This window comes from Arsenophonus apicola (genome assembly GCF_020268605.1).
Lineage (GTDB): Bacteria > Pseudomonadota > Gammaproteobacteria > Enterobacterales > Enterobacteriaceae > Arsenophonus > Arsenophonus apicola.
Map to the genome: position 1 here is coordinate 808,582 of NZ_CP084222.1, position 23,987 is coordinate 832,568.

The 23,987-nt window shown below is 41.7% G+C and carries 17 protein-coding genes, 3 tRNA genes and 3 rRNA genes; 10 read left to right on the forward strand and 13 right to left on the reverse strand.

Features of this window, described 5'->3' with window-relative positions:
• Window positions 1–327 precede the first annotated feature (327 nt).
• Window positions 328–690: a 6-carboxytetrahydropterin synthase QueD gene (queD, locus tag LDL57_RS03480; protein WP_180560662.1), complete on the forward strand. Its 363-nt coding sequence runs from the start codon at window positions 328–330 to the stop codon at window positions 688–690.
• 42 nt (window positions 691–732) lie between these two features.
• On the opposite strand, the gene queE is transcribed toward queD, so the two are convergent.
• Entirely contained in the window at window positions 733–1,407 is a 675-nt protein-coding gene (gene queE, locus LDL57_RS03485) for a 7-carboxy-7-deazaguanine synthase QueE (RefSeq protein ID WP_180560663.1), read from the reverse strand.
• Window positions 1,408–1,577: 170 nt separating this feature from the next.
• Between queE and hutT the strand changes: the two genes are divergently transcribed.
• Window positions 1,578–2,951 (forward strand): L-histidine transporter HutT, encoded by a 1,374-nt coding sequence (gene hutT / locus LDL57_RS03490; RefSeq protein ID WP_180560664.1) that lies wholly within the window; start codon window positions 1,578–1,580, stop codon window positions 2,949–2,951.
• A gap of 90 nt (window positions 2,952–3,041) precedes the next feature.
• On the opposite strand, the gene LDL57_RS03495 is transcribed toward hutT, so the two are convergent.
• The 8 genes from LDL57_RS03495 to gmhB all read right to left on the reverse strand — a co-directional run bounded on the left by LDL57_RS03495 (window position 3,042) and on the right by gmhB (window position 10,676).
• Window positions 3,042–3,830 (reverse strand): endonuclease/exonuclease/phosphatase family protein, encoded by a 789-nt coding sequence (locus LDL57_RS03495; RefSeq protein ID WP_180560665.1) that lies wholly within the window; start codon window positions 3,828–3,830, stop codon window positions 3,042–3,044.
• 213 nt (window positions 3,831–4,043) lie between these two features.
• Window positions 4,044–4,120: transfer RNA gene (locus LDL57_RS03500), tRNA-Asp, on the reverse strand.
• A 48-nt stretch (window positions 4,121–4,168) separates the two neighbouring features.
• Window positions 4,169–4,284 (reverse strand): 5S ribosomal RNA (rrf, locus tag LDL57_RS03505).
• A gap of 180 nt (window positions 4,285–4,464) precedes the next feature.
• A 23S ribosomal RNA gene (locus LDL57_RS03510) occupies window positions 4,465–7,539 on the reverse strand.
• A gap of 342 nt (window positions 7,540–7,881) precedes the next feature.
• Window positions 7,882–7,957, reverse strand: a tRNA-Ala gene (locus LDL57_RS03515).
• 67 nt (window positions 7,958–8,024) lie between these two features.
• Window positions 8,025–8,101, reverse strand: a tRNA-Ile gene (locus tag LDL57_RS03520).
• 66 nt (window positions 8,102–8,167) lie between these two features.
• A 16S ribosomal RNA gene (locus LDL57_RS03525) occupies window positions 8,168–9,709 on the reverse strand.
• Together the 16S, 23S and 5S rRNA genes with 3 tRNA genes alongside form the textbook arrangement of a ribosomal RNA operon.
• Window positions 9,710–10,106: 397 nt before the next feature.
• Window positions 10,107–10,676, reverse strand: coding sequence for a D-glycero-beta-D-manno-heptose 1,7-bisphosphate 7-phosphatase (gene gmhB, locus LDL57_RS03530; protein ID WP_180560439.1), 570 nt, complete (start codon window positions 10,674–10,676; stop codon window positions 10,107–10,109).
• A gap of 164 nt (window positions 10,677–10,840) precedes the next feature.
• Between gmhB and metN the strand changes: the two genes are divergently transcribed.
• The 6 genes from metN (at window position 10,841) to proS (ending at window position 16,464) form a co-directional block, all read left to right on the forward strand.
• The gene (gene metN, locus LDL57_RS03535) at window positions 10,841–11,872 is read left to right on the forward strand and encodes a methionine ABC transporter ATP-binding protein MetN (RefSeq protein ID WP_180560440.1); all 1,032 of its coding nucleotides are present in this window, start codon (window positions 10,841–10,843) and stop codon (window positions 11,870–11,872) included.
• Window positions 11,865–12,515, forward strand: a complete 651-nt coding sequence (gene metI, locus LDL57_RS03540) for a methionine ABC transporter permease MetI (protein WP_180560441.1) — start codon at window positions 11,865–11,867, stop codon at window positions 12,513–12,515. The genes metN and metI overlap by 8 nt, the downstream gene beginning before the upstream one ends.
• A gap of 54 nt (window positions 12,516–12,569) precedes the next feature.
• Entirely contained in the window at window positions 12,570–13,391 is an 822-nt protein-coding gene (locus tag LDL57_RS03545; RefSeq protein ID WP_180560442.1) for a MetQ/NlpA family lipoprotein, read from the forward strand.
• Between the two features lie 284 nt (window positions 13,392–13,675).
• Complete coding sequence (gene rcsF, locus LDL57_RS03550; protein ID WP_233458162.1) at window positions 13,676–13,936, forward strand: Rcs stress response system protein RcsF; 261 nt, start codon at window positions 13,676–13,678, stop codon at window positions 13,934–13,936.
• On the forward strand, window positions 13,929–14,642 hold the full coding sequence (gene tsaA / locus LDL57_RS03555) for a tRNA (N6-threonylcarbamoyladenosine(37)-N6)-methyltransferase TrmO (RefSeq protein WP_180560443.1): 714 nt from the start codon (window positions 13,929–13,931) through the stop codon (window positions 14,640–14,642). Before rcsF ends, tsaA begins: the two co-directional genes overlap by 8 nt.
• Before the next feature lie 106 nt (window positions 14,643–14,748).
• A complete protein-coding gene (gene proS / locus LDL57_RS03560) occupies window positions 14,749–16,464 on the forward strand; it encodes a proline--tRNA ligase (protein WP_180560444.1) in 1,716 nt (571 codons plus the stop codon).
• Window positions 16,465–16,525: 61 nt separating this feature from the next.
• On the opposite strand, the gene nlpE is transcribed toward proS, so the two are convergent.
• Window positions 16,526–17,191, reverse strand: coding sequence for an envelope stress response activation lipoprotein NlpE (gene nlpE, locus LDL57_RS03565; protein ID WP_304488596.1), 666 nt, complete (start codon window positions 17,189–17,191; stop codon window positions 16,526–16,528).
• Window positions 17,192–17,458: 267 nt separating this feature from the next.
• On the opposite strand from nlpE, the gene rof reads away from it, so the two are divergent.
• Window positions 17,459–17,725 (forward strand): Rho-binding antiterminator, encoded by a 267-nt coding sequence (gene rof, locus LDL57_RS03570; RefSeq protein WP_180560445.1) that lies wholly within the window; start codon window positions 17,459–17,461, stop codon window positions 17,723–17,725.
• A 35-nt stretch (window positions 17,726–17,760) separates the two neighbouring features.
• On the opposite strand, the gene tilS is transcribed toward rof, so the two are convergent.
• Window positions 17,761–19,131 carry a tRNA lysidine(34) synthetase TilS gene (gene tilS, locus LDL57_RS03575; RefSeq protein ID WP_225507070.1) on the reverse strand — a complete coding sequence of 457 codons (1,371 nt, stop codon included), beginning with the start codon at window positions 19,129–19,131 and terminating at the stop codon, window positions 17,761–17,763.
• Between the two features lie 107 nt (window positions 19,132–19,238).
• On the opposite strand from tilS, the gene LDL57_RS03580 reads away from it, so the two are divergent.
• On the forward strand, window positions 19,239–19,472 hold the full coding sequence (locus tag LDL57_RS03580) for a hypothetical protein (protein WP_225507072.1): 234 nt from the start codon (window positions 19,239–19,241) through the stop codon (window positions 19,470–19,472).
• Window positions 19,473–19,529: 57 nt separating this feature from the next.
• On the opposite strand, the gene accA is transcribed toward LDL57_RS03580, so the two are convergent.
• Both accA and dnaE read right to left on the reverse strand, forming a co-directional pair.
• On the reverse strand, window positions 19,530–20,489 hold the full coding sequence (gene accA, locus LDL57_RS03585) for an acetyl-CoA carboxylase carboxyl transferase subunit alpha (protein ID WP_180560446.1): 960 nt from the start codon (window positions 20,487–20,489) through the stop codon (window positions 19,530–19,532).
• Window positions 20,490–20,500: 11 nt separating this feature from the next.
• Window positions 20,501–23,983, reverse strand: coding sequence for a DNA polymerase III subunit alpha (gene dnaE, locus LDL57_RS03590; protein WP_180560447.1), 3,483 nt, complete (start codon window positions 23,981–23,983; stop codon window positions 20,501–20,503).
• Window positions 23,984–23,987: the final 4 nt, after the last annotated feature.

Here is a 23,987-nt window from a genome sequence, read left to right on the forward strand (position 1 = left end):
TATTGACAAAGTATAGCTTAGCTATATGTCAAAAAAAAGTTTGTTTTTACTTACTGATGGGTTAATAAATTAAAAATATTTTGTTTATCAAATGTTTTTTTTTAATTTGAAGTAAAATTCTGCTGAAAAATCATTTTCTTCTATTTTATATTCATTAAGTTATAACAAAACGCCAAGATAATAAGATAATATAAGCATATCTCATTTTTAAAATGATTAAATTATTTTTAATTGACATAATGAGATTAATTAATCAAAAGTTTCAAATATAAAAAATGCATTTATTCAGATAAAATGCTTGTATTAATACAATTGATAGGTGCCACAATGAGTGCAACAATTTTTAAAGAATTTCAATTTGAGGCTGCCCATCGACTACCCCATGTTCCCGCTGGGCATAAATGTGGGCGTTTACATGGGCACTCATTTATGGTCAGATTAGAACTAACCGGCGAAATTGATCCGCAAACAGGCTGGGTCGTTGACTTTAGCAATATTTCTAAAGCTTTTAAACCTTTATGGCAACAATTAGATCATCATTATCTTAATGACATAGAAGGATTAGAAAATCCTACCAGTGAAGTTATTGCACGTTGGATTTGGCATAAAATGAAACCCATATTGCCACAATTGAGTTCGGTAATGATTAAAGAAACGTGTAATGCAGGTTGTAAATATCGCGGGAAATAAACACAACACTTCGGTTTCAGCACCCTTTGGTGCTGAATATTATTAAGCGATGTTTAAATATTTATGCATTTGTACTGACAACCGCCAATTACGCTTAATACAGGCTTCAATACAAAGGTTAGTTGCATTAGCATTTTGACTAATTGGTTGCAAACAAATATGCGGAGCAGGATGATTGGGTGCGAGCTGATTAATCAAATGTTCTAACACCTCAATATCTTTTTGACGACCGACTGGATGTTTAATTTCATTCGCCCGATTTAACGCTGCCGGTAATATCTTAAAACCCCCACGCATCGCCACTTTTGGAGATACAGTTACCCACGTTTTTTCAGAACAATAAATATCATGTGTTCCACTTGTTTCAATTTGACACTGATAACCTTTTTTTTCTAAGTAAGCAGTTAATTCAGTGAGATCATATAAACAAGGCTCTCCACCCGTAATTACGATATGACGAGCGGTGTAATTTTTTTGTTCGAATAAATCAACAATTTGTTCTGAGCTACAGGTTGCCCACTCATCATTATCGCTTTTTTTAGCTAAAATTATCGATAATGGCCGTTGTTGTTGCTTATTTTTAGCCCAAGTATGCTTAGTATCACACCAACTACACCCGACCGGACAACCTTGTAAACGAATAAAAATTGCTGCTACTCCAGTAAAATAGCCCTCTCCCTGTATTGTTTGAAAAATCTGATTGATTGGATAATCCATAACGTTCTCTAAAATAACTTAATAATTTGCCTATTATTGCAGATATCTATCCCTAGAACACCTTTCTTTATGTTATGGTTAACAACTTGTGCTTTGTAGTTATCAAAACCATTTAGGTTGTGAACTGGGAGCATATCCAGCACATTAAAAGTAAGATGGAAAGACGACACATGAACAATACAAATCAACTTAAACGGGGATTAACTGGCAGACACATTCGCTTTATGGCGTTAGGCTCCGCAATTGGTACAGGGCTTTTTTATGGTTCAGCTTCAGCGATTCAGGCTGCTGGCCCAGCAGTTTTGCTTGCCTATATGGTCGGTGGAGCCGCAGTTTTCATGGTCATGCGAGCACTTGGTGAAATGGCGGTTCATCATCCGGTACCAGGTTCTTTTTCGCAATATGCCAGCCACTATATGGGACCACTGGCCGGTTTTCTAACTGGATGGAATTATATCTTTGAGATGTTAATTGTCTGTCTAGCTGACGTAACCGCTTTTGGCACTTATATGCGTTTTTGGTTTCCGCATGTTGATCAATGGATATGGGTATTAAGTATTGTCCTATTTATTGGCGCATTGAATTTGTGTCATGTGAAAATTTTCGGCGAAATAGAATTTTGGTTATCAATTATTAAGGTAATTGCTATTATTGCCATGATCATTGGCGGCGGTGCAATCATGTTATTTGGTTTCGGTCAAGGTACCGAACATCATGCAACAGGTTTATTTAACCTGTGGCAACATGGTGGTTTTATGCCAAATGGCGTAGAAGGAATTATCGCCTCATTAGCAATCGTTATGTTCGCCTTTGGTGGTATTGAAGTAATCGGTATTACGGCCAGTGAAGCTAAAGAACCAGAAAAAACTATCCCTAAAGCCATTAATGCTGTGCCATTACGTATATTACTGTTTTATGGTTTAACGCTATTGGTCTTAATGTGCATTTTTCCTTGGAACCAAATTGGTCAGAATGGTAGTCCATTTGTGCAAATTTTTGCCAATTTAAATATTACTTCTGCCGCCAATATCTTAAATATTGTTGTCATTACGGCTGCTATCTCTGCTATTAATAGTGATATTTTTGGGGCGGGACGGATGATGTACGGTATGACTCAAGAAGGACAAGCACCTCGCTCATTTATGAAAGTTAGCCGCACTGGTGTTCCCTGGATGACCGTAGTTGTTATGTCGGTTATTATGCTGATTGGCGTTTATCTCAATTATATTATTCCACAAGATATTTTTGTAATAATTGCCTCTTTAGCAACATTTGCTACCGTTTGGGTTTGGTTAATGATATTGCTTTCTCAAGTTGCTATGCGCCGTAAAATGAGCGCTGAAACGGCAAGCAAACTAAAATTTAAAGTCCCTTTTTGGCCGATTGGTCCACTCATCACCATCTTATTTATGATATTTGTCATCGTGCTGTTAGGCTTTTTTAAAGATACACGCGTTGCGCTGATCGTAGGAATGATTTGGATCGTCTGCTTGTCAATGACTTACTACTTATTTGTTAAAAAAGAGAATATATCAATAAAATAGCATTGCTAGATCTCGCCATAACCCGATTGCATACATACTATTTAAAATAGAAGTGCTGAAACAGCATTTCTATTTTTTCTCTTACTAAAACTATTTGATACTAAAGTTAACAGAAATGGGATTATGATCAGAAGATTCCGTTTTAATCACTTCTGCATAAAGAAGAGTCAGACTACGATAAAAAACATAATCTAATGGGTAACCAAAAATCATAGTGCGCACATCGGGGTCAAAATTGACTTCTTTCATTCGTAAACTGCGCGTAAAACGTTTAAGTGCATTTATACGTTGTCGACTCCAGGTATTAAAATCCCCAGCAAAAATCACTGGCCCTTGATGTCTTTTAATATGCTCTCCGATATTCTGTAATTGCCGACTATAAATATCCACACCAAAACTAAAATTAACCGCATGAATATTAATAATCATCAAATTTCGGCCATTATGTAGCGGATAAACAGTGATTAACGCTGATTTGGGTAAACGAAGTAATGGCTCTTTTTCACGCAATGGGCAACAATAAATTGGATGTGCTCTCGCTAGCGTCATTACCCCAGAAGCGTGTTGAGGGAAAACAATTGCCGGTACCTGATCAGCAACTAAATGTTGAGAGACGACAAAATCAATAAGTTGAGGTGAGGTTTGAGCTTCTTGCAATAAAATCAAATGCTTATCTATGACTAATTTATTTAAAACTGCATGCCAGTTTGGGCGTTGCTGTTTATAAATATTCCATGAAACAATACTTAACTCATCACTTTCTGAGAATAGTGGCAACCCTATGGGTAAATCATCATCAAGCGTATATTCAGATACAGGTAAAATACGCTTTGCCGGCTGGCCTGCAATATAGCGCACAGAATAAATTTTTTTTGCCACCTCAAATAGCCCTTAAAAATCGAATATTTATTAACCTATCTTATACATAGATAATAGATAAAACTCATCATTTAGAAGCATAGTTGCATCTTAAAGTTCAAGAAAATAAAAACAAAATACTTTATAAAAAAATATTTATATATTTAACAAGTTATTTTTAATAAACAGCAAAAAGCCCTGTGATATTTTCACAGGGCTTACTTCCGATATTATTGGCGGTGCGGACGGGGCTCGAACCCGCGACCCCCGGCGTGACAGGCCGGTATTCTAACCAACTGAACTACCGCACCACCCGATTTATTTCACTAATGGACTCAACCCATTAGCATTAAATTAACGTCTGGCAGCTCCCTACTCTCACATGGGGAGACCCCACACTACCATCGGCGCTACGGCATTTCACTTCTGAGTTCGGCATGGGATCAGGTGGCACCACCGCGCTATTACCGCCAGACAAATTCTTTTTTCGCTATCCTGTTTCGTTACGCTACTGCCTCGGGCGCTCATCTCGGCTGCCTCTCGCTATGCGCAGGCCATCTCGCCCGTTGACTTCTAGCGCCGTAACCGCTTACAGGCACCAATCTCTGAACAAGCTAAAATCTCTTCTCTCTTCTCAAAACACCTTCGGTGTTGTCAGGTTAAGCCTCTCGGGTCATTAGTACTGGTTAGCTCAACGTATCGCTACGCTTACACACCCAGCCTATCTACGTCCTCGTCTCGAACACCCCTTATAGGACATTACTGTCAGGGAAGACTCATCTTGAGGCAAGTTTCCCGCTTAGATGCTTTCAGCGGTTATCTCTTCCGCACTTAGCTACCAGGCGATGCCATTGGCATGACAACCTGTACACCAGTGGTGCGTCCACTCCGGTCCTCTCGTACTAGGAGCAGCCCCCCTCAATCTTCCTTCGCCCACGACAGATAGGGACCGAACTGTCTCACGACGTTCTAAACCCAGCTCGCGTACCACTTTAAATGGCGAACAGCCATACCCTTGGGACCTACTTCAGCCCCAGGATGTGATGAGCCGACATCGAGGTGCCAAACACCGCCGTCGATATGAACTCTTGGGCGGTATCAGCCTGTTATCCCCGGAGTACCTTTTATCCGTTGAGCGATGGCCCTTCCATTCAGAACCACCGGATCACTAAGACCTACTTTCGTACCTGCTCGCGCCGTCACGCTCGCAGTCAAGCTGGCTTATGCCTTTGCACTAACCTCACGATGTCCGACCGTGATTAGCCAACCTTCGTGCTCCTCCGTTACTCTTTGGGAGGAGACCGCCCCAGTCAAACTACCCACCAGACACTGTCCTCAGCCCGGATTACGGGCCCAAGTTAGAACATCAAACATTAAAGGGTGGTATTTCAACGTCGGCTCCATGCGAACTGGCGTCCACACTTCAAAGCCTCCCACCTATCCTACACATCAAGGCTCAATGTTCAGTGTCAAGCTATAGTAAAGGTTCACGGGGTCTTTCCGTCTTGCCGCGGGTACACTGCATCTTCACAGCGAGTTCAATTTCACTGAGTCTCGGGTGGAGACAGCCTGGCCATCATTACGCCATTCGTGCAGGTCGGAACTTACCCGACAAGGAATTTCGCTACCTTAGGACCGTTATAGTTACGGCCGCCGTTTACTGGGGCTTCGATCAAGAGCTTCGCCTTACGGCTTACCCCATCAATTAACCTTCCAGCACCGGGCAGGCGTCACACCGTATACGTCCACTTTCGTGTTTGCACAGTGCTGTGTTTTTAATAAACAGTTGCAGCCAGCTGGTATCTGCGACTGGCTTCAGCTCCATGGGCGAACCACTTCACCTAACGCCAGCGTGCCTTCTCCCGAAGTTACGGCACCATTTTGCCTAGTTCCTTCACCCGAGTTCTCTCAAGCGCCTGAGTATTCTCTACCTAACCACCTGTGTCGGTTTGGGGTACGATTAATGGTTACCTATCGCTTAGAGGCTTTTCCTGGAAGCCGGGCATCAACTACTTCACCACCTTAGTGGCTCGTCATCACGCCTCAGTGTCTTGGTCATGCGGATTTGCCGGCATAACCCACCTACACGCTTAAACCGGGACAACCGTCGCCCGGATAGCCTAGCCTTCTCCGTCCCCCCTTCGCAGTCACCCTTAGTACGGGAATATTAACCCGTTTCCCATCGACTACGCTTTTCAGCCTCGCCTTAGGGGTCGACTTACCCTGCCCCGATTAACGTTGGACAGGAACCCTTGGTCTTTCGGCGAGCGGGTTTTTCACCCGCTTTATCGTTACTTATGTCAGCATTCGCACTTCTGATACCTCCAGCAGACCTCTCAGTCCACCTTCGACGGCTTACAGAACGCTCCCCTACCCAACAACATTGCTGTCGCTGCCGCAGCTTCGGTGCATGGTTTAGCCCCGTTACATCTTCCGCGCAGGCCGACTCGACCAGTGAGCTATTACGCTTTCTTTAAATGATGGCTGCTTCTAAGCCAACATCCTGGCTGTCTAAGCCTTCCCACTTCGTTTCCCACTTAACCATGACTTTGGGACCTTAGCTGGCGGTCTGGGTTGTTTCCCTCTTCACGACGGACGTTAGCACCCGCCGTGTGTCTCCCGTGATTACATTCTTCGGTATTCGGAGTTTGCATCGGGTTGGTAAGTCGGGATGACCCCCTAGCCGAAACAGTGCTCTACCCCCGAAGATGAGTTCACGAGGCGCTACCTAAATAGCTTTCGGGAGAACCAGCTATCTCCCGGTTTGATTGGCCTTTCACCCCCAGCCACAAGTCATCCGCTAATTTTTCAACATTAGTCGGTTCGGTCCTCCAGTTAGTGTTACCCAACCTTCAACCTGCCCATGGCTAGATCACCGGGTTTCGGGTCTATACCCTGCAACTTGACGCCCAGTTAAGACTCGGTTTCCCTACGGCTCCCCTATGCGGTTAACCTTGCTACAGAATATAAGTCGCTGACCCATTATACAAAAGGTACGCAGTCACCCCATCCTCAAATGTCCCGCTTGTCTTTGCGGCCAATCTTGTCCGCTTTTTTAACTTCCGCTGCTCGTGTACTTTTAGGTACACTGCGCTGCGGCTTGAAAAAACCGAACAACCTTGTTGGCAAAGCCTGCGCTGTTATTGTGATGGTATGCCATCACCCAACTGCCGAGGCACTTGAGTGATGGGGCTCCCACTGCTTGTACGTACACGGTTTCAGGTTCTTTTTCACTCCCCTCGCCGGGGTTCTTTTCGCCTTTCCCTCACGGTACTGGTTCACTATCGGTCAGTCAGGAGTATTTAGCCTTGGAGGATGGTCCCCCCATATTCAGACAGGATAACACGTGTCCCGCCCTACTCTTCGAGCTCACCATACTAACATCTTCGGATACGGGGCTATCACCCTTTATTGCGCGCCTTTCCAGACCCTTCTCCTGATGCTAATATCGATGCTGACTCTGGGCTGCTCCCCGTTCGCTCGCCGCTACTGGGGGAATCTCGGTTGATTTCTTTTCCTCGGGGTACTGAGATGTTTCAGTTCCCCCGGTTCGCCTCGTTTGACTATGTATTCATCAAACGATAGTGCATTAATGCACTGGGTTTCCCCATTCGGACATCGCCGGCTATAACGCTTCATATCAGCTTACCGACGCTTTTCGCAGATTAGCACGTCCTTCATCGCCTCTGACTGCCTAGGCATCCACCGTGTACGCTTCATTCGCTTAACCTCACAACCCGAAGATGTCTTTATTTCACTATCATTCTGATAGGTTATGGCTGCGCGTACAGTAATTCTTTGTTGGGTAGTGCTCGCAATGCTCACGTACTTTTGTACGCTGCGCTTGCTGCGCGCTGGCCGCCTCGAATTCCTGACTGCTCGCTCATAACGCCTGCCTTCCTGACTGTGATGACACTTCACGTTGGAGTATTGAGAGTTCTCCACATTATTTTCTCAATAATGTGTGTTTCAATTTTTAGCTTGTTCCAGATTGTTAAAGAGCATTATTATTCGCAGCATACTGTTGCCAGCCTGCTCTGAATAACCTTTTATCTAGTTTTATCTTGCAATATGGTGGAGCTAAGCGGGATCGAACCGCTGACCTCCTGCGTGCAAAGCAGGCGCTCTCCCAGCTGAGCTATAGCCCCATTAAGATTCTCGTATCATTACTCCTTACCGCTAACTTCACCTTTGGGCAAAATCCGACAGCAATGTTGGTAGGCCTGAGTGGACTTGAACCACCGACCTCACCCTTATCAGGGGTGCGCTCTAACCACCTGAGCTACAAGCCTAATGATACCTTCTGCTCAATCTTCATCAGACAATCTGTGTGAACACTCACATTCCATCTATCTCGGTAAGGAGGTGATCCAACCGCAGGTTCCCCTACGGTTACCTTGTTACGACTTCACCCCAGTCATGAATCACAAAGTGGTAAGCGCCATCCCGAAGGTTAAGCTACCTACTTCTTTTGCAACCCACTCCCATGGTGTGACGGGCGGTGTGTACAAGGCCCGGGAACGTATTCACCGCGACATGCTGATCCGCGATTACTAGCGATTCCGACTTTATGGAGTCGAGTTGCAGACTCCAATCCGGACTTCGACGTACTTTCTGAGTTCCGCTTCCCCTCGCAGGCTCGCCTCTCTCTGTATACGCCATTGTAGCACGTGTGTAGCCCTACTCGTAAGGGCCATGATGACTTGACGTCGTCCCCACCTTCCTCCGGTTTATCACCGGCAGTCTCCTTTGAGTTCCCGACCTAATCGATGGCAACAAAGGATAAGGGTTGCGCTCGTTGCGGGACTTAACCCAACATTTCACAACACGAGCTGACGACAGCCATGCAGCACCTGTCTCAGCGCTCCCGAAGGCACGCCTTTATCTCTAAAGGCTTCGCTGGATGTCAAGAGTAGGTAAGGTTCTTCGCGTTGCATCGAATTAAACCACATGCTCCACCGCTTGTGCGGGCCCCCGTCAATTCATTTGAGTTTTAACCTTGCGGCCGTACTCCCCAGGCGGTCGATTTAACGCGTTAGCTCCGGAGGCCACAGTTCATGACCACAACCTCCAAATCGACATCGTTTACAGCGTGGACTACCAGGGTATCTAATCCTGTTTGCTCCCCACGCTTTCGCACATGAGCGTCAGTCTCTGTCCAGGGGGCCGCCTTCGCCACCGGTATTCCTCCACATCTCTACGCATTTCACCGCTACACATGGAATTCTACCCCCCTCTACAAGACTCTAGCTAACCAGTCTTGAATGCCATTCCCAGGTTAAGCCCGGGGATTTCACATCCAACTTAATTAACCGCCTGCGTGCCCTTTACGCCCAGTAATTCCGATTAACGCTCGCACCCTCCGTATTACCGCGGCTGCTGGCACGGAGTTAGCCGGTGCTTCTTCTGTCGCTAACGTCAATTGCTAAGAATATTAACCTTAACACCTTCCTCACGACTGAAAGTACTTTACAACCCGAAGGCCTTCTTCATACACGCGGCATGGCTGCATCAGGCTTGCGCCCATTGTGCAATATTCCCCACTGCTGCCTCCTGTAGGAGTCTGGGCCGTGTCTCAGTCCCAGTGTGGCTGATCATCCTCTCAGACCAGCTAGAGATCGTCGCCTAGGTGAGCCTTTACCCCACCTACTAGCTAATCTCATATGGGTTCATCCGAAGGTGTGAGGCCTAATGGTCCCCCACTTTGCTCCTTAGAGATTATGCGGTATTAGCCACCGTTTCCAGTGGTTATCCCCCGCCTTCGGCCAGATCCCCATACCTTACTCACCCGTCCGCCGCTCGCCGGCAAGAAAGCAAGCTTTCTCCCGCTGCCGCTCGACTTGCATGTGTTAGGCCTGCCGCCAGCGTTCAATCTGAGCCATGATCAAACTCTTCAATTAAAAGTTTGATGCTCAAAGAATGTTTTACTGGCCGTAACGCTTCTTTTTGCCACTTTGTCGACGTTTTAACGCCTTCGCTGTGGCCCAAAATCACGTTACTGCTTATTAATTCATATATGAATTAACTGTTTTGTCACTCTTCAAGACTTAATCTTCAAATAGTTTTTGATGATGTCTTGCGAGTGCCCACACAGATTGTCTGATTAATTGTTAAAGAGCGTGCGACCCAGGTCGCGAGGTGGCGTATATTACGCTTTTCACCTTAATTCTCGTTATACTTTTATTCACTAGTTGATGAATAAGTTGCGATAACAGGATGGGCATTATAGATTTATTTTATCTTTACACAAGTACTTTTTTGAAAAAAATAATTTTGCTTTATTTATGAACAATACGCTCATTTTAATTGACGCTTTTTTATCTTATTCGGTAAATCTGCCAGACTATTTATAATCCAATCAGCATATTTTTTATCATCTTCCGTGACAGACTTTGCTGTAGTAACCAATACATTTGTTCCAATATGCGCCTCTTTACCGGCTTGCATATCAGAAAGTTTATCGCCCACCATATAAGAGGCTTTCATATCAATATTGAGGTGTTTTTGCGCTGCCAATAACATACCGGCCTTCGGCTTACGGCAATTACATATTTGTCTATATTTTTGTTCAATTGCATCCGGATGATGAGGACAATAATAAATGCCATCAAGCTCAACGCCACGATCAATAAGAGACCAATCCATCCATTCCGTCAATGCAAGAAATTGTGCTTCTGTGAACAATCCTCTGGCAATACCTGATTGATTGGTAACCAGAATCAATGCATAACCCATTTTTTTCAATTCAAGCATTGCCTCAATGGCACCTTCGATAAATTGAAAATTATCTATCTCACAAACATAACCATGATCGTGGTTAATGGTACCATCACGATCAAGGAAAATCGCCGGAATACTTTGACTCACCGTATTACTCCATTAAATTTAACTTCGTTGATTATATGAAAAGCGGTTAAATAAGAACAAGATCAATATTTACATTTTTGTTGACTTAGACGTCTAGACACCTTAACATCCAGACCAAATATGATCGAATTTTCTCACCAATTTCCATTATTTAGTAGATCACAATGATAAGACTTTCTAACATTAATAAAATTTTTCACCAAGGAACAAATGCAATTCATGCACTAACCAATATTAATTTGCATGTTCCTCAAGGCCAAATTTACGGGGTTATCGGTGCTTCCGGTGCCGGGAAAAGTACGCTAATTCGTTGTGTCAATATGCTTGAGCGCCCAACATCAGGAGAAGTATTCATTGATGGACAAGCGTTGGCCGATCTTTCTGAAAAAGAGTTAATCTTCACACGTCGTACTATCGGAATGATCTTCCAGCATTTCAATCTACTTTCGTCGCGAAATGTTTTTGATAATATTGCCTTGCCTTTGGAGCTAGATAACACACCAAGAGCCAAGATCCATCAACGCGTAACAGAGTTATTAAAACTAGTCGGTTTAGCAAATAAAAAAGATGCCTATCCAGCTAGTCTATCTGGTGGACAAAAGCAACGTGTTGCTATAGCTCGCGCTTTAGCCAATTCTCCTAAAGTACTATTATGCGATGAAGCAACAAGCGCATTAGATCCGGCAACAACCCGTTCTATTCTTGAGTTATTGAAAGATATTAATCGACGTTTAGGTTTAACCATCTTACTTATTACTCACGAGATGGACGTTGTAAAACGTATATGCGATCAAGTCGCGATCATCAGTGAAGGGCGCTTAATAGAACAAGATAGCGTGAGTGAAGTATTTTCTCATCCAAAGACACCGATTGCGCAAAATTTTATTAAATCAACCCTGGTATTAGATATTCCTGAAGATTATCAAAGGCGTTTACAGATGACGCCGGCATCCGATTTATCGCCATTATTGAAAATGGAATTTACCGGCAAGTCGGTCGATGCGCCATTGATTTCAATGGTAGCTAGAAAATTTAATATCGACATTAATATATTAAGTTCACAAATTGATTACGCCGGTGGGGTTAAATTTGGTTTTATGCTGGCTGAACTTCATGGTCTTGATGAAGATATTGAAAAATCAATTACCTTTTTAGAAGAGCACCATGTAAAAGTGGAGATCTTAGGTTATGTCTGAAAAAATGATTATCCTGCTACTAAATGGTACCCTTGATACACTTATTATGACTTTTGTGTCAGGATTTTTGGGGTTTTTATTAGGACTTCCGATTGGAATATTACTTTATGTAACACGCCCCGGCCAAGTTATGGAAAACCAGACACTATACCGAACAGTATCTGCATTAGTTAATGTGTTTCGTTCCGTTCCATTTATTATTTTACTGGTTTGGATTATTCCATTAACTAAATTCATCGTCGGCACATCTATCGGTATTCAGGCTGCTATCGTTCCACTGACTATCGGCGCAGCACCTTTCATTGCCCGTATGGTGGAAAATACGCTGTTAGAGATCCCCAATGGCTTAATTGAAGCGGCTCGTTCAATGGGCGCAACGCCGCTACAAATCATTGCTAAAATCTTGTTACCTGAATCTTTACCCGGTTTAGTCAACGCAGCGACCATTACGTTAATTATGTTAGTCGGTTACTCTGCGATGGGCGGGGCGGTGGGTTCTGGCGGATTAGGTCAGATTGCGATGCAATACGGCTATTATACCTATAACCCAACTGTGATGAATACGGTACTTGCTTTACTGATTATTTTAGTTTTCGCTATTCAATTTGTTGGCAATCATCTAATGAAAAAAACACGTAAATAGAATCACTGCTTAAAAAGGTTAAACTGAGTCTTAGTGGGTCTTAAAGAGGTAATTATGTCTATCAAAATAAAAACTAGCGCCGCTGTTGCAGGACTATTAAGTATATTATTTTTTAGTGGCTGTGGTGAAAAAACAGAAAAACCTAATCACATCAGAGTGGGGGTCATTATGGGCAAAGAGTTAGCAGTGGCTGAAGTCGCACAAAAAGTTGCCAAAGAAAAATATCAGCTTGATGTAGATTTAGTTGCCTTTAATGATTTTGTCCTGCCAAATGAATCTCTAGACAAAGGCGATATTGATGTTAATGCATTTCAACATAAACCTTATTTAGAGCAACAAATTAAAGATCGCAATTATAAATTAGTCGCTGTTGGCAAAACATTTATTTATCCTATTGCAGCTTACTCTAAAAAAATTAAGTCTGTTAAACAACTAGCTGATGGTGCCCAAATCGCTATTCCCAATGATCCAACCAATTTGGGACGTTCACTATTGCTGTTACAAAAACAAGGGCTAATCAAAGTAAGCGAAAGTGCCGGTTTACAACCTACTGTATTGGATATCACTGAAAATCCTAAAAAGTTGAATTTTATTGAATTGGAAGCGCCACAATTGCCTCGTAGTCTAGATGATCCCAAGATTGTACTTGCGATTATTAATACAACGTGGGCTAGTAGCGCCGAACCTAAATTAACGCCAGCAAAAGATGGATTGTTCGTTGAAGACAAAAATTCACCTTATGTAAATCTCATCGTCAGTCGTGTAGATAATCAAGATAATGAAAATGTGAAAAAATTTATTAAAGCCTATCAATCCGCCGAAGTTGCTGAGGCAGCAAATAAAATTTTTGACGGTGGTGCTATTCCTGGTTGGTAATCGCTTTATCAAAAAGAGTAACATTTTAATAAAATAAGCGGATATAATCCGCTTATTTTATTATCAAATTCATTCAGCCAATTATTTCTATTATGATGGCTAAAACTGGTTATTAGTTCTATTTGTTTTCTTTAAAAAGGAATGGATATGCGCCTATTACTCTGTTGTCTTACACTCTGTATCTCAGGCTGTAATTTGCTTTCTGCAACTGAATATAATAAACAAGATAACTCGCTAAAAAACAAAAAAATGTTATCAAAAAAATCTCACCGCGAAAGGGATCTATGGTAAAAATTATTGATAAAACAGAAGTGTTATTAGGTAAGCCATTTAAAGATTTGGATATTGTTTCCGGTATTTCATGCCAACCTAATCGACAAGCTCCCAGTGTAAGTATTCCAATCGCAAAAAAAAACATGTTGAAAAAGGCCTCTTCTTTAGGTGCCAATGCCGTATTATTGCATCGTTGTGAAATAATTAGTACACCAGATTGTTATCAAACTGCTATCTGTGAAGGCTCTGCGCTGAATATTATCAATGAATAATTTTCAATTTAAGGTAATTGGGGTGATAGAATCACCTTATAAAGAAAAATTTGCTATCCCGAGACAACCGGGCTTAATTGATGACGGACGGGGTTATCTGCGTCTATTGCCGCCTTATAATCATCCTGATGCGGTTCGCGGATTAGAACAATTTAGCCATATTTGGGTTATTTTCATTTTTCATCAAACCATACAACAAAGTTGGCGCCCATTGGTAAGACCTCCCCGTTTAGGTGGTAATACTAAAATGGGGGTTTTTGCCACTCGTTCTCCATTTCGTCCTAATCCAATAGGTATGTCATTAATTGAATTGAAAAACTTAACTATCCGTGATAACGAAGTAGGTCTGACTCTAGGTAGTATTGATTTAGTTGATGGAACCCCTGTTGTTGATATAAAACCCTATATTCCTTTTGCCGAATCTTTACCAAAAGCGGTTGCTGGATTTGCCCAAGCTGCGCCGGTCAGTGAAATGTCTGTTGTTTTTGCTGCTATTGCCCAAAAACAGCTAATTGAACAACAAACTCGCTACCCTTTCCTTGAGCGTTTTATTCGTCAAGTTTTAGCCCAAGATCCGCGTCCGGCATATAAAAAAAATGTTGCTGATGAAAAAATTTACGCTGTCCATCTGCTTGATTTTAACGTTAGATGGCAGATTTCAACCAATATGGTTGTCGTTCTCTCCTTAGATAGGCTAAAAAATTAAGTTATCGCTTTTGACAATAGCAAGTCGCTGGTAGACTAGGAATAATTTTGTTTTAATGGTTGGTTAATGCCAACTGGAAGTAATTCGTCGTTGATGGAAGCTAATAATGCGTACAAGCCAATATCTTCTCTCTACTTTAAAAGAGACTCCCGCCGACGCTGAAGTTATCAGTCATAAGCTGATGCTTCGCGCAGGTATGATCCGTAAACTTGCTTCAGGGCTATATGACTGGCTACCAACCGGTGTTCGTGTGCTGCGCAAAGTTGAGAACATAATTCGTGAAGAAATGAACCGCGTTGGAGCAATTGAAATTTCCATGCCAATAATTCAGCCAGCAGATCTATGGCAAGAAAGTGGGCGTTGGGAGCAATATGGGCCAGAATTACTTCGTTTTGTTGATCGTGGCGAGCGACCTTTTGTGTTGGGCCCAACTCATGAAGAGGTGATTACTGATCTTATTCGTAACGAAGTAACTTCTTACAAGCAGCTTCCGTTGAACCTTTATCAAATCCAAACAAAATTTCGTGACGAAGTAAGACCACGTTTTGGCGTTATGCGTTCCCGTGAATTTATTATGAAAGACGCTTATTCTTTTCATACCAACCAAAACTCTCTGCAACAAACTTACGATGCTATGTATGCGGCATATAGTGCAATCTTTACGCGTATTGGCTTCAATTTTAGGGCAGTTCAAGCAGATACTGGTTCTATTGGGGGTAATGCATCACATGAATTTCAAGTATTAGCAGATAGTGGTGAAGATAATATTGTTTTTTCTACCGCTTCAGATTACGCCGCTAATATTGAGCTAGCCGAAGCCATTTGTGTTACGAAAGAACGAGCTGCACCCGTTGAAAATATGCGTCTTGTCGATACACCTAACGCCAAAAGCATTGCCGAGCTTGTTGAGCAACATAATTTACCTATTGAGAAAACAGTTAAAACTTTAATTGTTAGTGCCGCAAAAGAGAGTGGCCATCAGCTGATTGCCTTATTGATCCGGGGTGATCATGAATTAAATGCGATAAAAGCAGAGAAACATCCTCTGGTCGCAAGTCCATTGAAATTCGCAACAGAAGAAGAAATACGCGCCACTCTGAAAGCTGGCCCAGGTTCATTAGGCCCTGTTAACTTGCCAATACCGGCGATTGTCGACCGCAGCGTTGCCGTGATGAGTGATTTTAGTGCTGGCGCCAATATCGATCATAAACACTATTTTGGTATCAATTGGCAACGTGATCTCCCTTTGCCCGACGTTTATGATCTACGTAATGTCGTAGAAGGTGATCCAAGTCCAGACGGTAAGGGTACACTACAAATTAAACGTGGAATAGAAGTTGGTCACATTTTTCAACTTGGAACTAAATATTCTGAAGCAATGAAAGCCAGTGTGCAAAATGAAGATGGCCATAATCAATCGGTAACGATGGGATGTTATGGTATTGGTGTCACGCGGATTGTCGCAGCGGCAATTGAACAAAGCCACGATGATAAAGGAATTATTTGGCCTGATGCGATCGCGCCTTTTCAGGTTGCTATTTTACCGATGAATATGCATAAATCCTATCGAGTTAAAGAGGTTGCTGAAAAACTTTACCGTGATTTGCAAGCCAATGGGATTGATGTCCTTTTTGATGATCGCAAAGAGCGGCCTGGTGTGATGTTTGCTGATATGGAGCTGATTGGCATACCTCATACGATTGTGATCGGTGATCGTAATTTAGATAACAACGAGGTTGAATATAAACAGCGGCGAAATAATGAGAAAGAATATATTAACCTTGCTGGGATAGTTGATTTTCTGCAAGCAAAACTTAGCTAATCAGCCACGCTGAGGCAAAATGCCCAGTTATTTTTGGCTGGGCATTACATATAACTGATAATTAGTGAGATGGACAAGCTCGTAATTTATCAAATTTAATCGTGCCTGTCTGGATCAATGTTGTATCAAACAATCCATCTTCCATTGAAGGGCGGATGGTATAATAGCCCTCAACTTCAACATAAACCGGTTTACCTGCTTCAACACCAGTTGCGCGATATTGGTTTTCTAAATCGATACCATTGACAGTATAAGTACGTCCTGTTTTACACTCCTTAAATAGAGCCGCGTCGGCGATATAGCGATATTCTCCGCTCTTTTTGTCAGGTGTTACTTGCTCTAATGTATAATTTAAATTGCTTTCTATTTTATTTCCATCCTGATCGAGATATTCTATTGTTTTACCATCAGTGCTAGGTTGAAAATAGGTTTTTTGCTCTTCAGTATCAATCAAAAATAATTTAGTGTCTTTTTTTGTCCAGTTTCCGCTAGAAAAAAAAGTATTTTTTTGGTCTTCCTTACCTAAATAAGTTAATTGTTCAATAAATGTACCATTCGGATTAAAAAGAACTGTTGTTTCAATACCTGAACAATCTGCGCAAGGGAGTACGCCAGTATAAACTTTATCCACTGGCTGGCTTGGAGATTGTGGTAATTTATGCTGACAGCCAGCAAAGCTCACCGCACCAATTGTAAGCAATATTATTAATACTTTTTGATTCATCATTCGCTCCAAAATCCATCAACAAAATAGATATATTACAATAACAATCGTTTATTTTGGCCAAATCATTTTACCTGGTTAAACAATATTTAAAACTTTTTATTTGATTTCATTGAGTAGCATAAATATTAGCCAAAATCATACTGACCTTTTCTTTCTTCGTTACAAAAAAAGTCAGGGACAATTATGCGCTTTAAGCAGTAGATGCTTATAATTACAAATATTCGAAGGCGGCAAATAACCGCCACTTAACAATAGTGGTGAGGGATTATGTCTAAAGATACTGAATACAAACCCATAAACTGTGATGACTATGATTATTTAGAACTCGCTTGTCAACATAGTCTTCAATTAACCATAAAACTGAATAATGGGGAGATTATTGCAGGCAAAGCAATTGATCTACAGTTAAAGAAACAGGTTGAATATCTGATTGTTGATGTGGCTAATGAGAAAAAGCAACTGCGATTAGATCATATTGTTAGTTTTAGTCATCCTGAAATTGGAAATATCGTTATTGATCATTCTGGATCATAAAAGAAACCATGATTAAACCAGCGCAATGATAGCCCTTACTTGTAAAGTAAGGGTTTTTTATCTGTTAGCCATTTTACCTTCAATTCAGACTGCCCTTGAATACATCGCCCTGATTCGGTAATAAATACACCAACAGCCGCAATAAGTTCATCATTATAATAAATCAAAGGTGTTCTTTCTCTTAACCACGGAGCAACACCTAATTCTTGCCAAAGCTTTTTACTTCGTCTAGCGTGTTGGCGACCAATAATTTTAATATTACCTTTTAATCCAAATCGAATAGTCACTTTCTCATGGGAAAATGGTGCGCGAATACCCTCCCCCGTATCTGCGATCATTAGCGTCCCTAAGTTATCGGGCAATTTAATCGCGGTAGGTAGTTGCCAGGCTAAACAAATTTTGGTCAGATCGTTAAATTGTGGTAACAACCAAAGCTGTTGTTTAAAACGTCGAATAACATTGTTGTTAGCTAACGTAAATTGCGGTTCGGCATCTGGCCGAGCACAGATCACGTCTTGCCAAATCTGTTTTAATTGAACCCGTGAAGGCATCAAAATTCGATGTAAACTTAACCAACGGCGTAATATTGCGTTGCGTTTTATTTCAGAATAACTTGCTAACGCATCAAGCTGCAAGGCTCCCTCCGCCGTTACTAGCTGAGATAAGTAATCTTGTAGTAACTCATTTAGTAAGGCTTCTTGTTCAGCACATAAACTAGCACTTCTGGCGACTGCTTGCGAAAAATGCGGCCAGCGGCGATTAAAATGCGGCATTATTGTTAAACGTAAAAAGTTACGATCATAGCGCTGATTTTGGTTACTATCGTCCTCTATCCAGCTAAGCGCTTTTTTTTGCGCATAAACAACCAATTGCTGACGGCTAAATGATAATAGGGGTCTGATTAAATAGCTATCAGCAAACGGAATAGAAATTGGCATGGCAGATAAACCTGCTGGCCCACTCCCTCGTTTTAATGCTAATAAAAAAGTTTCTGCCTGATCATCTAAATGTTGAGCAGTTACAATAATTTCTTCTGGTAATAATATTTCACGAAACGCTTGATATCGCGCATCGCGCGCCGCTGCTTCTATCCCTTTTTTAGTCGGATCGATATAAACCTGTTGTGAATAAAACGCTACCTGCAAGTCACAACAAACTTTCTGGCAATGGATAGCCCATTCATCAGCTTTATCATTGAGTCCATGATGAATATAAACTGCGCGGATGTTAAGGTTTGGCAATGTGGTTTGACGTAATGTCACTAAAGCATGTAATAAAACTGTTGAATCCAATCCACCACTAAAGCCTACCAATATTCGGCATGTAGAGCCGATAGTTTTTATAATTTGCTTTAGTAATGCAGCCTCATCAACATTCATAATTATTTTTACTACCTCTTCCGGCATTAATTATTTGCTCTATTTTCCACTCATTATACTAATAGTATTAATATAATGTATTGTATTAAATAAAATTTACTTAGAAAACAAAATGAGGAATAAATTTTCTAACGATGATTTCTGATAACAATCAACAATCAACAATCAACAATCAACAATCAACAATCAACAATCAACAATCAACAATCAACAATCAACAATCAACAATCAACAATCAACAATCAACAATCAACAATCAACAATCAACAATCAACAATCAACAATCAACAATCAACAATCAACAATCAACAATTAACAATCAACAATTAACAATCAACAATCAACAATCAATCATTTTAAATCAATAAAAAAATGGAAATAACCATTAATAGTTATTTCCATTTTATTAGTTAGCTACCGCAATATCAGCAATAACCACATTCCATTAAACGTTGATAACGACGGTTTCTCAACTCTTCGGGACTAAATACATCAATATCACTTAAATCAGTTAAAATACGCTGCTTAAGATTATGCGCAATTTGCTCATAATTACGATGTGCGCCACCCAGCGGTTCTTCAACAATGTTATCAATCAAATTAAGTGATTTTAGACGCGAAGCGGTGATCCCCATCGCTTCAGCGGCTAATGGTGCTTTATCGGCGCTTTTCCAAAGAATAGAAGCACAACCCTCAGGTGAAATAACAGAATAAGTGCTGTACTGTAACATATTCACTTTATCCCCCACGCCTATAGCTAATGCGCCACCAGAGCCTCCCTCACCAATTACGGTACAGATAATAGGTACAGAGAGCCGCGACATTTCGCGTAAATTACGAGCAATCGCTTCAGACTGACCGCGTTCCTCCGCCCCAACACCAGGATATGCGCCCGGTGTATCAATAAAGGTAATAATGGGTAATTTAAAACGCTCAGCAATTTCCATTAATCGTAAAGCTTTACGGTATCCTTCTGGGGCTGGCATACCAAAATTACGCCGAATTTTTTCTTTGGTTTCACGGCCTTTCTGATGGCCAATAACCATGACCGGACGCCCATCTAATCGAGCCAATCCACCAACAATAGCTTTATCATCAGCATAAGCACGATCACCCGCTAGCTCCTGGAAATGAGTGAATATACGCTGAGTATAATCCAGGGTATAAGGTCGCATCGGATGACGAGCAAGTTGTGCTATTTGCCAAGCACCTAGGTCAGAAAAAATTTTGCGTGTTAACTCTAAACTCTTTTCGCGAAGTCTAGCGACCTCTTCATCTAGGTCAATATCTAGCTTGGTATCCTGACGATTTACTGCCGTTAACGAGTCTATTTTTGCTTCCAACTCCGCAATCGGCTGTTCAAAATCCAGAAAATTAAGGCTCATAATATTCCTATTTAGTCAAATTCTAATTCTACCTGCTGATTACCTAGCAGAGTTCGCAGCTCAGTTAGAAGATTATCTGTCGGAGTAACCCGCCAAGTGACGCCTAATTTTAATTTAGCGCGCGCGTCTTTCTTCTGATAATAAAGATGAACCGGTATTGTTCCTGAACGATAAGGTTCCAACGTGCTACGAAGACGGTTTAATAATTGGTCATCAATTTGTTTATCTGTCAATGAAATAGCAATGCTCCGGGCATATTTTTCACGAGCTTCACTAAGATCCATCAACTCACGAACAGACATTTTATTACCACCATTGAAATCATCAAAGCTGACCTGACCTGTGGCAATTAATATTTTATCTTTCTCTAGTAAATGCTGATACTTTTCTAATGCATCAGAAAATAACATGATATCCAAGTGCCCAGAGCGATCATCTAAAGTACATATGCCTATTCTATTGCCACGTTTAGTTGTTACCACTTTAGCTGTCAGCGCTAAGCCAACCACCGTTAACATTTGCCCCCGCGGCGTTGGATTAACATCCTTTAATCTCAATCCACTAGTATAACGTTCAATCTCAGACAAATAAGCGGTAATAGGATGGCCAGTTAAATAAAGACCTAAAGTTTCCCGTTCACCTTCTAATATTAGATGTTCAGGCCATTTAGCTACACTGGCATAAGATTGTTCAACCTGCTCGGGCGCTTCAGCTAATACACCAAACATATCAGTTTGCCCAATAGCTTCTGCTTTCGCATGTTGATCTGCCGCTTTTAAGGCATCTTCTAATGAAGACATTAAGGCGGCACGGTGCGGGCCTAAATGATCAAAAGCACCGGACATGATCAATTTTTCCATCACTCGACGATTTAACTTTTTAGTATCGACCCGCGCACAAAGATCAAAAATTTCTTTAAAATAACCGCCTTTTTGTCGAGATTCAATGATGGCTTCTATTGGGCCTTCACCAACACCTTTAATTGCACCAATACCATAAACAATTTCACCTCTGTCATTGACATGAAAATGGTATAATCCACTGTTGATATCGGGTGGCAGTACTTTCAAGCCCATACGCCAACACTCATCAACTAAACCAACCACTTTCTCGGTATTATCCATATCCGCTGTCATCACTGCGGCCATAAATTCAGCCGGATAATGGGTTTTTAACCACAGGGTCTGGTAAGAAACTAACGCATAAGCAGCAGAATGTGATTTATTAAATCCGTAACCGGCAAATTTTTCCACCAGATCAAAGATTTTCATGCCTAACTCACCGTCTATACCATTTTTAACCGCTCCCGCTTCAAAAATTGAGCGCTGTTGTGCCATTTCTTCAGGCTTTTTCTTACCCATTGCCCGCCGGAGCATATCTGCTCCACCTAGCGTATAGCCAGCAAGCACCTGCGCAATCTGCATAACTTGTTCTTGATAAAGAATGATACCGTAGGTAGGTTCTAAAACCGGTTGTAATGATTCATGCTGCCATTCAACATCAGGATAGGAGATAGCTTCCCGTCCATGCTTACGATCAATAAAATTATCTACCATCCCTGACTGTAATGGGCCGGGACGAAAAAGTGCTACTAAAGCTATCATATCTTCAAAGCAATCAGGACGTAATCGCTTGATCAAGTCTTTCATACCCCGAGATTCAAGTTGGAATACTGCTGTCGTCTCCGCCCGTTGGAGCAGGTCAAAACATTTTTGATCAGTGAGTGGGATCGTCGTGATATCAATGGGCGCTAAATTTTGTTTTGCTCGACGTTGATTAATCATATCTAACGCCCAGCTAATGATTGTCAAAGTCCTAAGACCCAAAAAATCAAATTTTACTAGACCGGCGTATTCAACATCATTTTTATCAAATTGAGTAAGCGGATTTTGCCCTTCAGGATCACAATAAAGTGGTGCAAAATCGGTTATTTTGGTTGGTGCAATCACCACCCCACCAGCATGCTTGCCTGCATTGCGCGTCACACCTTCCAGTTTACGCGCCATATCTATCAATGCCCTAACTTCTTCATCAGCATCATAAATTTCTTGCAGTTGTGGCTCGACAACAAATGCCTTTTCAAGGGTCATACCAGGATCAGGTGGAACTAATTTTGAGATACGATCAACAAATCCATACGGATGACCCAGAACCCGACCAACATCACGAATTACTGCTTTTGCTGCCATGGTACCAAAAGTAATAATTTGTGAGACAGCTTCACGACCATACATTTGCGCAACATGTTCAATGACCTGATCGCGTTTCTCCATACAAAAATCAACATCAAAGTCAGGCATGGATACACGTTCAGGATTAAGAAAGCGTTCAAATAGCAGATCAAATTCAAGCGGATCCAAGTCGGTAATTTTTAATGCATAAGCCACTAAAGAACCCGCACCTGAACCACGCCCCGGGCCAACCGGGATAGCGTTATCTTTTGACCATTGAATGAATTCCATTACGATCAGAAAATAACCGGGAAATCCCATCTGGTTAATCACGCGTAACTCGCTATCTAAACGTTCATCATATTCTACCCGTCGCTCCGCTCTCTCTTTTTCATCGGGATAAAGGAATTGCAAACGTTCTTCCAGCCCGGCTTTAGCACATTTGATAAGGAAATCTTCCGTTGCCATATCGCCAGTGGGAAATTGCGGCAAAAAATATTCCCCTAAACGCAACATGACATTACAGCGCTTAGCAATTTCGACACTATTTTCAAGTGCTTCAGGAATTTCGGCAAATAATTCAACCATTTCCTGTTCACTGCGTAGATATTGCTGAGGACTATAATTTTTAGGTCTTTTTGGATCAGCGAGTGTAAAACCATCATGAATCGCTACCCGGATTTCATGTGCGGCAAAATCATCACTATTAATAAAGCGGACATTATTGGTGGCAACGATTGGCACACCTTTTTCAGCCGCCAATTGAACTGCCGCATGTAAATAGCTTTCTTCATCAGGCCGTCCTGTCCTGACAAGTTCCAGATAATAGTTATCAGGGAAATGAGTTTGATAAAAATCCAAGCATTGCTCAACCAGTTGCTGATTGCCGCGTAACAGAAATTTACCCACATCCCCCAGGCAACCACCAGAGAGTAATAATAACCCCTCTTTATGGGTTACCAGCCATTCTCGCTTGATTGTTGGGCCAATCGCACCATAACCTTTTTGATAGGCGGCTGAAATAAGTAATGTCAGATTATGGTAACCTTTATTATCTTTAGCCAGGATGGTTAAATGAGCAACTTCATCACCGAGTAATTCACTTTCCAGATAAAAATCTGCACCAATAATCGGCTTAATACCCGCGGCATGAGCAGCGCCATAGAATTTTATTAAACCATAAAAATTAGTAAAATCAGTTATTGCCAGTGCCGGCATGCCTAATTCTGCCACTCGATTAACGAGTGGGTTAATTTTTGCTAATCCATCCATAATGGAATAGTCACTATGTACGCGCAAATGTATAAAACGTGGTTCGGCCATTTTC